The sequence below is a fragment of the Burkholderia pseudomultivorans genome, from assembly GCF_902499075.1.
Taxonomy (GTDB): domain Bacteria; phylum Pseudomonadota; class Gammaproteobacteria; order Burkholderiales; family Burkholderiaceae; genus Burkholderia; species Burkholderia pseudomultivorans.
Window position 1 is genome coordinate 1 of sequence record NZ_CABVPP010000103.1, and the last position, 12,927, is coordinate 12,927.

At 69.7% G+C, this 12,927-nt stretch carries 9 protein-coding genes and 1 pseudogene; 4 read left to right on the forward strand and 6 right to left on the reverse strand.

From position 1 onward, the window contains the following. The first annotated feature begins 161 nt into the window (after positions 1-161). The gene (locus BST28156_RS33780; protein WP_174904510.1) at positions 162-1,091 is read left to right on the forward strand and encodes a DMT family transporter; all 930 of its coding nucleotides are present in this window, start codon (positions 162-164) and stop codon (positions 1,089-1,091) included. A gap of 163 nt (positions 1,092-1,254) precedes the next feature. Here BST28156_RS33780 and nth read toward each other — a convergent pair whose 3' ends face one another. Both nth and rsxB read right to left on the reverse strand, forming a co-directional pair. Then, positions 1,255-1,899, reverse strand: coding sequence for an endonuclease III (gene nth / locus BST28156_RS33785; RefSeq protein WP_174904511.1), 645 nt, complete (start codon positions 1,897-1,899; stop codon positions 1,255-1,257). Next, positions 1,896-2,882, reverse strand: coding sequence for an electron transport complex subunit RsxB (rsxB, locus tag BST28156_RS33790; protein WP_174904512.1), 987 nt, complete (start codon positions 2,880-2,882; stop codon positions 1,896-1,898). Before rsxB ends, nth begins: the two co-directional genes overlap by 4 nt. 156 nt (positions 2,883-3,038) lie before the next feature. Between rsxB and BST28156_RS33795 the strand changes: the two genes are divergently transcribed. Further along, positions 3,039-3,671, forward strand: coding sequence for a TetR/AcrR family transcriptional regulator (locus BST28156_RS33795; RefSeq protein ID WP_060240872.1), 633 nt, complete (start codon positions 3,039-3,041; stop codon positions 3,669-3,671). Positions 3,672-3,760: 89 nt separating this feature from the next. Here the strand turns inward: BST28156_RS33795 and BST28156_RS33800 are convergent, their stop codons facing one another. Both BST28156_RS33800 and BST28156_RS33805 read right to left on the reverse strand, forming a co-directional pair. Beyond that, positions 3,761-5,230 (reverse strand): polyhydroxyalkanoate depolymerase, encoded by a 1,470-nt coding sequence (locus BST28156_RS33800; RefSeq protein WP_174904513.1) that lies wholly within the window; start codon positions 5,228-5,230, stop codon positions 3,761-3,763. 211 nt (positions 5,231-5,441) lie between these two features. After that, positions 5,442-7,271: a glycoside hydrolase family 15 protein gene (locus BST28156_RS33805; RefSeq protein WP_174904514.1), complete on the reverse strand. Its 1,830-nt coding sequence runs from the start codon at positions 7,269-7,271 to the stop codon at positions 5,442-5,444. Between the two features lie 163 nt (positions 7,272-7,434). On the opposite strand from BST28156_RS33805, the gene BST28156_RS33810 reads away from it, so the two are divergent. After that, positions 7,435-8,682 carry a lactonase family protein gene (locus BST28156_RS33810; RefSeq protein WP_155640610.1) on the forward strand — a complete coding sequence of 416 codons (1,248 nt, stop codon included), beginning with the start codon at positions 7,435-7,437 and terminating at the stop codon, positions 8,680-8,682. 118 nt (positions 8,683-8,800) lie between these two features. Here the strand turns inward: BST28156_RS33810 and BST28156_RS35240 are convergent. Then, positions 8,801-10,837 (reverse strand): annotated as a pseudogene (locus tag BST28156_RS35240) (DNA translocase FtsK); the annotation flags it as partial. A gap of 469 nt (positions 10,838-11,306) precedes the next feature. Between BST28156_RS35240 and BST28156_RS35245 the strand changes: the two are divergent. Next, positions 11,307-12,233 carry a ribonuclease E domain-containing protein gene (locus BST28156_RS35245; protein WP_174904509.1) on the forward strand — a complete coding sequence of 309 codons (927 nt, stop codon included), beginning with the start codon at positions 11,307-11,309 and terminating at the stop codon, positions 12,231-12,233. Between the two features lie 513 nt (positions 12,234-12,746). On the opposite strand, the gene BST28156_RS35250 is transcribed toward BST28156_RS35245, so the two are convergent. Further along, positions 12,747-12,927 (reverse strand): hypothetical protein (locus BST28156_RS35250; RefSeq protein ID WP_217451831.1); only part of this gene is annotated, 181 nt, incomplete at its 5' end.

The following is a 12,927-nucleotide window of genomic DNA, read 5'->3' on the forward strand; positions in this document are numbered from 1 at the left end:
ATCATGAACACGATATCTCTAACGCACTGCCCTCAGGGCCCGTTTACACCGTATCCAATTTCAACAGCCTGCTAGGCCCGCATCCCGACTCCCGCTACACTCCGACGGTCTCCATCGTCCCGTCTTTCCCGTTGCCGCGCATCGCGCGTGCCCGTACCGCCATGACCGTCGCCACCCGCTCGTCTTCCGCCGCGCTGCAGGGCGCACTCTACGTCGCGTTGTCCGCCGCCGCGTTCGGTGCGATGGCGATCTTCGGCCGCTATGCGTATGCGGCCGGCGTCGACGTGCTCGGCCTGCTGATCGTGCGCTTCGCGATCGGCGGCGCGATCCTGGCCGCGATCGCGCGGCACCGCGGCGTCGCCTGGCCGCGCGGCCGCGCGCTGATCCCGCTCGTCGCGATGGGTGCGCTCGGCTACGTCGGGCAGTCGTTCTGCTATTTCAGCGCGCTCCAGCATGCGCAGGCGAGCCTCGTCGCGCTGCTGCTGTACCTGTATCCGGCATTCGTCACGTTGCTTGCCGCGTGGTGGCTCGGCGAGCGGCTCACGCGCGCGAAGGCCGTCGCGCTCGTGCTGTGCGTCGCCGGCTCGGCGCTGATGGTCGGCGGCGGTCACGGCGAGCCGCTCGGCATCGCGCTCGCGCTGGCCGCCGCGGTGATCTATTCGCTGTATATCGTCGGCGGCACGAAGGCGACGCGCGGCGTCGATCCGCTCGCGACCACCGCGATCATCTGCCTGTCGGCGACCGCGACGCTCGTCGCGATCGCCGTCGTGCGGACCGCGGCATTCGACGCGCCGCCGCGCTGGCCGGCGAACGCGGGCGGCTGGGCCGCGATGCTCGCGATCGCGCTCGTGTCGACGGTCGCGGCGATGCTCGCGTTCTTTGCGGGTTTGCAGCGGCTCGGGGCCGCGCGCACGTCGATGCTGTCGACGCTGGAGCCGGTCGTCACGGTCGCGCTGGCCGCGCTGCTGTTCGGCGAGGCGCTGTCGCCGATGCAGTGGGCAGGCGGCGTCGCGATTCTGGCGGCCGTGCTGGCGCTGGTGCGCGCGGGCGGTGCGGCGGCCGACGACGCGACCGCGACGTCGAACGCATAGCCGGCTGGAGAGGGCGCGGGGCCGGCCGGTTCGACGGGCCGGGCCGGCGCGCGGGTGCATATGCCCGGGCGCTTGCCGGGCTGCGGGGCAGTCGGGCGAACCCGTTGCGGCTCGCCGCGATCGACCGGGCTCGCGTGACAGCCCGTCGGCCGATGCTGCCGGCTTATTCGTTGGGCGGCGGCGTTTTCGGCCGGAATTCGCACAGCGGCTCGATCGCGCAGTGCCAGCATTCGGGCTTGCGCGCCTTGCACACGTAGCGGCCGTGCAGGATCAGCCAGTGATGCGCGTCCTGCAGGAACTCCTTCGGCGTGAACTTCTCGAGCGCGGCCTCGACGGCCCGCACATCCTTGCCGGGCGCGAGCCCCGTGCGGTTCGCGACGCGGAAGATATGCGTGTCGACCGCGATGGTCGGCTGGCCGAATGCGGTGTTCAGCACGACGTTCGCGGTCTTGCGGCCGACCCCGGGCAGGCTTTCGAGCGCTTCGCGGTCGGCCGGCACCTCGCCGTCGTAGTGTTCGAGCAGGATCCGGCAGGCCGCGACGACGTTCTTCGCCTTGGTCCGGTAGAGCCCGATCGTCTTGATGTAGTCGGCGACGCCTTCCTCGCCGAGCGCGACGATTTGTCGCGGGGTGTTCGCGACCGGGAACATCTTGCGCATCGCCTTGTTGACCGACACGTCGGTCGCCTGCGCGGACAGCATCACCGCGATCAGCAGCTCGAACGGCGTCGAGTATTCGAGTTCGGTGGTCGGATGCGGATTGAGGCTCTGCAGCGTTTCGTAGATCGCGCGTCGTTTGCTGGCGTTCATGGAGCGTTCTTGTCGGGCGGCGCGGACGGGCCGGGGTCGTCCTGGTCGTTGGCTGCGGGAGCGTCGTCGCCGGATGCCGGCCCGGCCGCCTCCGCATCGCGCGCGGCCCGCTGTTCGGCGAGCCGCCTGCGGCGCGCTTCGGCCGCGTCGATCTGCGCCTGCACGGCCGCGCTCACGCCTTCGGTATTCTTCGGCGCGGCGCCCTGCGACGCGAGTTCTTCCTTCTTCTTGCGCGCGCGTTCGAGCGCGGCGGCGATGATCGCGCGTTTCTTCGCGGCGGCATCGTCCTCGGCGGCCGGTGCAACTGGTTCCGCGCCCGCCTTCGCGGCGCTCGTGCTGGCGGCGCGCCGTGCGGCGGCACGCGCCTCGGCCGCCTCGCGCTCGCGGCGCTGGCGGACGAGACGCCGGTCGTGGCGTTCGCGCGCGGCATCGGCCTGTTCCTGCGTCCACGCGTCCCAGCCGGTGCGCTCGTCGGTGACGGGCACCATCGCGATGCAGTCGACCGGGCAGGGCGGCACGCACAGGTCGCAGCCGGTGCACAGCGACTCGACGATCGTATGCATCTGCTTGGGCGCGCCGACGATCGCGTCGACCGGGCAGGCCTGCATGCACAGCGTGCAGCCGATGCAGAGGCTTTCGTCGATGAACGCGACCGCGCGCGGATGCTCGCTGCCGTTCACCGGGTTCAGCGGAATCACCGGCTTGCCGAGCAGGCCCGCGAGGCGCGCGATGCCTTCGGCGCCGCCGGGCGGGCACTGGTTGTAGTTCGCGTCGCCGGCGGCGATCGCCTCGGCGTACGGACGACAGCCGTTATAGCCGCACTTCGTGCATTGGGTCTGGGGAAGCAGATCTTCGATGCGATCTGCGAGTGTCTTGGAATCGGTCACGGTGACAACGGGCGCTGTGGCGCCGAATGGCTCTCGGCCGCAGCGGGTGCGGCCGGAAAGGTTTGCCAAACCCAGATTATCGCCGATTTCCCGCATTGCGCTGGACGCCGTCTGTGCGCATAATCGAACCGCTTTTTTGCAGGAGCGCAGCAGGAGGGCGGCCGCACGCGGCGCGTCCGTTCCACGGCGGCCGGCGCCGAGGCGGTGGGGGTACCGGTCCGGATCAAGCGGCTCACATAGCAAAACGCCACCATGAATCAGCCAAAAATCAAAAGAGATCCTGAAGGTACGCGCCGTCGCATTCTGATGGCGGCGGCCGAAGAGTTCGCGAGTGGAGGGCTGTTCGGCGCGCGCGTCGACCAGATCGCGCGGCGGGCCGAGACCAACGAGCGCATGCTCTATTACTACTTCGGCAGCAAGGAGCAGTTGTTTACCGCCGTGCTCGAACACGCATTCTCCGCGCTCACCGAAGCCGAACGCGTGCTCGATCTCGATGGCGTCGCCCCCGTCGAAGCCGTCACGCGGCTCGCGCATTTCGTTTGGGACTACTACCGCGACCATCCCGACCTGCTGCGGCTCATCAACAACGAGAACCTGCACGAAGCGCGCTACCTGCACAAGTCGACCCGGATCCGCGAGATGATGTCGCCGATCGTGTCGATGCTCGCCAACGTGCTGACGCGCGGCCAGAAGGCCGGGCTGTTCCGCAGCGACGTCGATCCGCTGCGCTTCTACGTGACGCTGTCGGGGCTTGGCTACTACATCGTGTCGAACCGCTTCACGCTCGCGGCGACGCTCGGCCGCGACTTCAGCGAAGCCGACGAGCGCGCGGAAATGGTCAGGATGAACACCGAGGTGCTGCTCGCTTACCTGCTGCGGCGCTGACCGGGCGCAGCCCGTAGCGCCATCGGGTGCAGAAACAAAAACGCCGCCGTGCTATGCACACGGCGGCGTTTTTGCGTCGGAACGCGGCGTCAGGCGGCCTTGCGGGCGCGAACGGGCTTCGCGCGCGTGCCGCCCGCGCGCTTCGCGGCGGGAGCGGCCGCCTTCGCGGGCGCCGCGGCCGGGGCTTTCGCGCGCGTGCGCTTCGCGGCGGTCGCGCGGGCGGTTTCGGCCTGCGCCTTGTCGGCGGCCGGCACGGCCGCGAGCGACTTGGCCGTCGGTGCGTCGGGGCGATCCTTGGCCGCGCCGGGCTTTGGCTCCGGCGCATGCTCGCGAATGAAGTCGCGCAGCTGCGGGTAGATGATCGTGCGCCAGCGGCGGCCGGAGAAAATCCCGTAGTGGCCGCATTTCTCTGCGGTCAGGCTGCGCCGGTGGTCCTGCGGGATGCCGGTGCACAGCTCGTGCGCGACGTGCGTCTGGCCGCTGCCCGAGATGTCGTCGAGCTCGCCTTCGATCGTCATCAGCGCGGTGCGCCGAATGTCCTGCGGACGCACGAGTTCGCCGTCGACTTCCCACGTCCCTTCGGCGAGGCGGAATTCCTGGAACACCACGCGGATCGTCTCGAGGTAATACTCGGCGGCCATGTCGAGCACCGCGTTGTACTCGTCGTAGAAGCGGCGGTGCGCCTCCGCGTCTTCCTCGTCGCCGCGCAGCAGGCTCTGGTAGAAATCCCAGTGCGATTGCGCATGGCGTTCCGGGTTCATCGCGACGAAGCCGGTGTGCTGCAGGAAGCCCGGATAGACCTGGCGGCCTTCGCCCGGATAGTTCGCCGGCACCGTGTGGATCACGTTGTTTTCGAACCACGACAGCGAATGCTGCGTCGCCAGCGAGTTCACCGAGGTCGGGCTGCGGCGCGCATCGATCGGGCCGCCCATCATCGTCATCGTGAGCGGCGTATCCTCGCCACGGCTCGCCATCAGCGAGATCGCCGCGAGCACCGGCACCGTCGGCTGGCACACCGAGATCACGTGCAGGTTGCGCGCGCCGATATGGCGGATGAATTCCTGGATGTACGCGATGTAGTCGTGCAGGTGGAACGGACCGGTCTCGACCGGCACCATCCGCGCGTCGATCCAGTCGGTGATGTAGACCTTGTGATCCTGCAGCAGCGTGCGCACGGTGTCGCGCAGCAGCGTCGAGTGGTGGCCCGACAGCGGCGCGCAGACCAGCACGACAGGCTCGTCCTTCAGTTGCGTGACGGCCTCGGCATCGTCCGAATAGCGCTTGAAACGCAGCAGCCGGCAGAACGGCTTCTCGATGATCGTCTGCTCGACGATCGGAATGTTGTGGCCGTCCTTGACGATCTGGTGAAGGTTGAATTCCGGCTTCTCGTAATCCTTGCCGAGCCGGTACAGCAGCTCGTAGGCAGCCGCCATGCGCGGCGCGCCGGGCATCAGCGAGAACGGGCTGGACGGGTTGGCGAACGATTTCGATGCGGCCTGGGCCCAGGCCGTGAGCGGGCTCAGCATCGCTCGCTGGAATTCGTGCAGTTGGTAAAGCATGCAGGCTACTCCCGCGTGGGGGACGGTGCGCAATGGCGGCGTGGGGCGTCGCCGCGTGCCGTGTGGGTCAGCGGCCGGCCATGTTGCACTGCGGCCGGACAATCGCGTCGATCATATCGGACAACGATCGGTGGTGCAATGCAACATTTCCCCGATATTTCATCAAACTTTTGCGATTTGACGTTCTCTGACGAAGCCCCGAACGCCGGTTTCAGCGGCCCGTGGCCACGGCCGGCGCAGGCTGGCCGGCCGCGCGCGCCATCGCATCTTCGTGGTGCATCAGGTTCATGGCCGTATGCACGAGCGCGACGTGCGAGAACGCCTGCGGGAAGTTGCCGACGAGCCGCCCCTCGACCGGGTCGTACTCCTCCGCGAGCAGCCCGAGGTCGTTCGACAGCCCGAGCAGCCGGCCGAACAGCCGGTGCGCGTCGTCGATCCGGCCGAGCAGCGCGTAGTTGTCGACGAGCCAGAAGCTGCATGCGAGAAACGTGCCTTCGCCGGGCGGCAGGCCGTCGTTGTACTCGGTCGTGCGGTAGCGCATCACGAGCCCGTCGTGCAGCAATTCGCGCTCGATCGCGTCGACCGTGCCGACGATGCGCGGGTCTTCCGGCGGCAGGAAGCCGAGCAGCGGCAGCAGCAGCACGCTCGCGTCGAGCTCGTCGCTGCCGTAGCTCTGCGCGAACGCCTGCTTCTCCTCGTGCCAGGCCTTCTCGCACACGTCCGCGTGAATCCGCTCGCGCATCGCGCGCCAGCGATCGAGCGGGCCGGACAGGCGGAACATCTCGGCCGACTTGATCGCGCGGTCGAACGCGACCCACGCCATCACCTTCGAGAACGTGAAATGGCGGCGGCCGCCGCGCGTTTCCCAGATGCCTTCGTCGGGCTCCTGCCAGATCTTCTCGAGATGATCGAGCAGCGCACACTGCACGGACCACACCGTATCGTCGGCCTGCAGCCCGCCCACGCGCGCGAGGTGCAGCGCGGCCATCACCTCGCCGAACACGTCGAGCTGCAGCTGGTTCGCCGCGCCGTTGCCGACCCGCACCGGCTTCGAATCCTGATAGCCGGGCAGCCAGTCGAGCTCCATCTCCGGCAGCCGGCGCTCGCCGGCGATCCCGTACATGATCTGGATCTGCTCGGGCGAGCCGGCCATCACGCGGCCGAGCCACGCGCGCCAGGCGCGCGCCTCGTCGTAGTAGCCGCCGCGCATCAGCGCGAGCAGCGTGATCGTCGCGTCGCGCAGCCAGCAGAAGCGGTAGTCCCAGTTGCGGTTGCCGCCGATCTTCTCCGGCAGCGACGTGGTCGGCGCGGCGACGATGCCGCCGGTCGGCTCGTACGCGAGCGCCTTCAGCGTGATCAGCGAGCGGCGCACGGCGGCCGCGTAGCGGCCCTGCACCTGGCAGCGGCCCGACCATTCGAGCCAGTAGTTCTCGGTGCGCGCGAGCATCGACAGCGGATCGCGCGCGGGCGGCAGCCGCAGGTGCGACGGCGCGTAGCCGAGCGAGAACGGCACGCGCTCGTCGGCGTTCACCGTGAATTCGGCGAGCGTGTGCAGGTTCTTGCCGGTGAGCGGCACCGGCGTGCGCAGCACGACCGTGTCGGGGCCGGCGATCGCCTTCATGCCGTCCTCGCGCGCGAGCTGCGTGACCCAGGGGATCGAGAAGCCGTAGTCGAAGCGCAACACCAGTTCCATGCGCATCTTCATCGCGCCGCGCCGGCCGACGACGATCCGCACCAGTTCGGACCAGCCGTTGCCCGGCGGCATGAAGTCGACCACGGTCACGGCGCCGTCGGCGCTCTCGTAGTCGGTTTCGAGGATCAGCGTGTCGCCGCGATAGCGGCGGGTCGTGTGCGTGATCGCGGCGTCGGCGGCCGGCGCGAGCAGCCAGCGGCCGTGCTCGGGGGTGCCGACGAGTGCCGCGAAGCAGGCGCCCGAGTCGAAGCGGGGCCAGCACAGCCAGTCGACGGAGCCGTCTTTTGCGATCAGCGCGGCCGTGTGGCCGTCGCCGACGAGGGCGTAGTCTTCGATCAGGGCGGGCATGGGCGGCGGTCCTTGGGTATCGAGTTCACAATGCGGACTACGGCGAGCGGGCTTCACGCCCGGGCGCCACGGCCCGTATACTCGGCCGGGCGGCGGAGCGCATGAACGGCCGGCGTTTCGTCCTATCTCAACACTTGAAGCGACTCGACGCAAGGAGGATTCAATGCCCAACCGTTTACGCGAGCATGACGCGCGCGCTTCGACACGAGGGTTCCCGCTTAGGTTCGCTCACTGGATGAAAGGTTTCGCGATCGTGCTTTCGCTGTCCGCGACCCATGCCTTTGCGCAGCAATCGCCGGCACCGGCCGACGGCGTCTACAACCTGCTCGTCGGCACCTATACCGGCGGCGGCAGCGACGGGATCTATGTTTACCGTTTCGATACGAAAACCGGCAGCGTCGCGCCGGTGTCGTCGGCGAAGACGGTGAATCCGTCCTATCTGTTGCCTAGCCGCGACGGTCAGACCGTCTACGCGGTCAACGAACTGCCCGGCGACAACGGGCCGGCCGACCAGCGCGGCGGCGTCAGCGCATTCCGCTTCGACGCGAAGTCGGGAGCGCTCACCTTCATCGACCGCGTTTCTTCGGAAGGGAACGATCCTTGCTATCTGGCGCTGTCGCCGGACGGTAAATACCTCGTGACGGCCAATTATTCGGTCGCGGCGGATCCGGGCGGCAGCTTCGCGGTGTTCCCGATCGGCAACGGCGGCGCGGTCGGGCCGGCCGTGTTGACCGTGCACCATGAAGGCACGGGGCCGGTGAAGGGCCGCCAGGACGGCGCGCACGTGCATTCGACGGTGTTCTCGCCGGACGGCCGCTATCTGTTCGTGCAGGACCTCGGCACCGACAAGATCTACGGCTACCGCTACACGGTGGACGGCAGCCGCGGCCTGATCAGCCCGACCGACACGCGCTACACGCCCGTGAAGGCCGGCTCGGGGCCGCGTCACATGGTGTTCAGCGCCGACGGCCGGTTCGCGTACGTGACGAGCGAGCTGAACGCGTCGGTCGAGGTGTTCGGCTATCACGACGGCAAGCTGACGCCGGTCGAGACCGTATCGATGACGGCGCCGGGCTTCAAGGGCAAGGTCGGCGGCGGCGCGATCCATCTGTCGCCGGACGGCCGCTTCCTGTACGCGAGCAACCGCGGCGACGCGAACGACATCGTGATCTACGCGGTGAACCGGGCCGACGGCCGGCTGAAGACGGTCGGCCGTCAGTCGAGCCTCGGCCGCACGCCGCGCGAGTTCCTGATCGACCCGACCGGCAAGTGGCTGATCGTCGGCAACCAGGACAGCGACACGTTCTACGTGTTCAGCCGCGACGTCGACACCGGCCTGCTGGGCGCGAATCCGCAGAAGGTCTCGGTCGGCAAGCCGGTCGATTTCAAGCTGGTGGCGGTGCCGCAGTAAATGAAAAGGGCGCTGCGGGCGAACCGCAGCGCCCTTGGCATTTCGCGAGGCCGGCGCGCGCGCCGGTTTCGCGGGTTCCGGTGGCGGCCGCTCGCGCGGTATCGGCCGGATCGATCGCTCAGTCCGCCGCGGCCGGCACGAGCACCTCGCGACTGCCGTTGATGCCCATCGACGACACCAGCCCCGCCGCTTCCATCTGTTCGACGAGACGCGCGGCGCGGTTGTAGCCGATGCGCAACTGCCGCTGCACCGACGAGATCGACGCACGCCGCGTGCGCACGACGAACGCGACGGCCTCGTCGTACAGCGGATCGGCTTCCGCGTCCGGCGCGTCGCCGAACAGGTCCTGCGTCGCGCCGTCGGCCGCGGGGCCGTCGAGAATGCCTTCCTCGTACTGCGGCTCGCCGAACTGCTTCAGGTATTCGACGATCCGGTGCACTTCCTCGTCGGCGACGAACGCGCCGTGCACGCGCTGCGGATAGCCGGTGCCCGGCGGCAGGAACAGCATGTCGCCCTGGCCGAGCAGCGATTCGGCGCCCATCTGGTCGAGAATCGTGCGCGAATCGATCTTCGACGACACCTGGAACGCGACGCGGGTCGGGATGTTCGCCTTGATCAGGCCGGTGATCACGTCGACCGACGGACGCTGCGTCGCGAGGATCAGGTGGATGCCGGCCGCGCGCGCTTTCTGCGCGAGACGGGCGATCAGCTCCTCGATCTTCTTGCCCGCGACCATCATCAGGTCGGCCAGCTCGTCGATCACGACGACGATCAGCGGCAGCGTCGACAGCGGTTCCGGATCGTCCGGCGTCAGCGAGAACGGATTGCCGATCTTCTTTTCCTTCGCCTCGGCGTCGCGGATCTTCTGGTTGAAGCCCGCGAGGTTGCGCACGCCGACGGCCGACATCAGCCGGTAGCGCTTCTCCATCTCGCCGACGCACCAGTTCAGCGCATTCGCCGCGAGCTTCATGTCGGTGACGACCGGCGCGAGCAGGTGCGGAATCCCTTCGTAGACGGACAGTTCCAGCATCTTCGGATCGATCATGATGAGGCGCACGTCGTCGGGCGTCGCCTTGTACAGCAGCGACAGGATCATCGCGTTGATCGCGACCGACTTGCCCGAACCGGTGGTGCCCGCGACGAGCATGTGCGGCGCCTTCGCGAGATCGGTGACGACCGGATGACCGGTGATGTCCTTGCCCATCGCGATCGTCAGCTGCGACGTCGAATGCTGGTACTGGCGCGACTCGAGGATCTCCGACAGCCGGATCATCTGGCGTTTCGCGTTCGGCAGTTCGAGGCCCATGCAGGTCTTGCCGGGAATCGTCTCGACGACGCGGATCGACGTGAGACCGAGGCCGCGCGACAAATCCTTCATCAGCCCGACGATCTGGCTGCCGCGCACGCCGAGCGCGGGCTCGATCTCGAAGCGCGTGATCACCGGGCCGGCCGACGCGCCGACGACCGTCACCGGCACCTTGAATTCCTGCAGGCGCTGCTCGATCACCTGGCCGGTCTGCGCGAGGTGTTCGTCGCTGATCGTCTCGATGTCGTCCGACGCGGGCTCGAGCAGGTCGAGCGTCGGCAGTTCGACGTCGAACGACGCGGGCGCGTGGAATTCGAACGCGTTCGGGCGCGGCTGGCGGGCAGGTGTGTCGGGGGCGGCGGGCGTCGGCGCGGGTGCTGCGGTGTCGGCGCTCGGGGCGGCCGTTGCCGGTGCGGGCGAGTCCGCGGGTGCGGCAGCGGCGGTCGGGCTGGCGACCGGCGGCGCGAGCGGGTTTGTGCCGGCAACGGTGGCAGCTGGCGTAGCCGGGAGGGACGCGGGTGCGATGGTCGCGGCGGGGGCGACCGGCGGTTGCGGCGCGGGCGATGCAGCGGCGGGTGCCGCTGCGCTATGCGGCACTGCGCCGCTCGACGGTGCTGCCGGGATGCTCTGCGTGAGTCCGTACGGCGCCGCGGCGGCGCTCGACGCGGTTCCGTTTGCCGGTGCGAGGGCAGGGCCGGCCGGTGTCGTGAACGGCGCGGCCTGGGCGACGGAGGGCGAGGTTGCGGCGACAGGTGTTGTCGATGCGACCGGTGCAGTAGCCAGCGCGGCCGTCTCGACGCCGGCGGGCGTGCCCGGCGTACCGGTGGGTACGGCCGGTGCAGCGGAGCTGGCGGAAAGCGTGGCCGCGGGCGATGTCGGCGACACCGGCGCGGCAGCCGTCGCGAGGGCGCCGGCGGTCGCGCCGGTCGTCGTCGCGAGAGGGCTGGTCGCCGAGCGAACGGAAGCGGCGGTTCCCGTCGTCATCGGGGCGGTAGCGGTGGGCAGCGCAGGCGTTGCGGCGGACGTCGCGACGACAGGCGCATCGATCGCGGTTCGCACCGTTCCGGTTGTGGCGGACGGCGTAGCAGCGGCAGCGGGGACGTCGGTTGCGCGATTCGACTGAGCGGCCGGCGCCGGGGTCGTCGTTGCGGGATGCGCGGATACCGCGACGCTCGGTTGCGCCGCCGGGGACGCGATCGCGGCGGACAGTGTCGGCGCGATGGCCGACGCTTGAGGCGTGGGCGTGCCGCTTGCCGTAAGCGGCGCCGTAGCCGGCGTGCGGGGCGCGGTATTGGCGACGGGCGTTGCCGAAGGCTGCATGGTTGTCGAGCCGGGCAGCGCGTTCGCCGACGTCAGGCCGGAGACCGCAGGTGCGGGCACCGACGATTGCGAAGCCGAGCCGGACGCGGTGCGCGCGACGCCGACCGACGTGGACGTGCCGGCAGGCGTCGACGAAGCCGATGCCGAGCCCGCGGCGCCAGCGGATGACGGCGCGGCAACGGGCTGCGCGACAGGCGCCGACGGACGGGCAATCGCATCGGTTGCCGCACGCGCGACGCCGATCGGCGACGATCCGTCGCTCGATGCCGATGCGGTCGGCTGCGGGAGCGAACCGAATGTCGCCGCTGCCGTGCCGACAGGCGAGGTCGTCGTGGCAACGGATGCGGCGGATGCCGGTACTTGCGCTGCGGAACCGGTCGAGGATGTTGCCGCCTCGACGGACGAAGGCGTCGCCGCAATGGCTGCGGTGTTCGCGGCCGATACCGGCGTCGCGGAGCCGGCAGCGGACACCGTCGAGCCGACGGACGACGAAACGGTCGCCGCAACGGGCACGCTCTTCGCCGCGGAAGCCGCGAGCGTCGAACCCGATGCGGCGTCGGCAGGCGACGACGCGGCGGCCGCGGCGGTCGTCGCGGCTGCGAATGGTCGAGCCACCGCGGATTTCGGCGTCGATGCGACCGCAGTGGCGCCCGAAGCCGGCGCCGGCTTCGCAGCCGGCTGCACCCCGTCCCGCGCCGATGCAGGCGACGATCCGGCATCGGCGACGGGCTTCGTCGCGACGCTTCCGGCTGCCGCCGGCTCGATGGCTTGCGCTGCGGGATCGGCCGCCACTGGCGTCGATGCGAGTGGAGCGGCGTCGCGCACCACGCTCGCCGATGTTTCACCGATCGACGAAGCGGGGAGGGGCGACGACAGCGCATCAGACGAACCGTCGGCCGACGCGCCAAACGCAGCGGCCGCCTGACCGGCAAAGTCTTCCCACGGCGCGAGATCGATCGCCGCATCGGGCGCGGACGCCGGCGCGGCGTCGAACGTCGGCACGACAGGGGCCGCAACGCTGCTCTGCATCTCGTTGCCAGCGTGGGGCGCAAGCGCGCGAGGATCGTCGACGCTGCTGCGCGGCAGTTCTTCCTGCGCGGGCGCTCCGAACGTCGTCGGCGCGCTTACGCCGATCGTCGAAGCGAAGCCTTCCGGTTCAACCGGCACGAACGCGTCCAGTACGATCGGCGCATCGTCGTCGTGCGCGGTCGGTGCCGCCTCGCGTACGACCGCCTGGTCGCCATGATGCGCGGCATGGTCGGCAATGCCGGAAACGATCCCGTCCGATTCGCTCGCAGAGAACGGCACAGCAATGCCGTTCCCCGCCGCCGCGATCCCGGCCACGCCGGCTGCCGCCGCACGTGCGGTGTCGCCCGGCTGCTGCGCGCCGGCCATCGCCGCCCATTGCGCGGTGCTGGCCTCGATCGAGCGCAGCGTTTCATGAACGCTCGGCGCCGGCGAGATCGGCGCCGCCGGCTTTTCCGCCCACGCATAGAGCGGCGCGCGCTTCGGCGGCGGTGTCGCCGTACGGCGGCGCGACAGGTCCGCAGGCGTGCCGGCGGCGCCGCTTCCGGCGACTGGCCGCACCGGCGGGCGCGGCGCCGTCGCGGGAGCGGGGC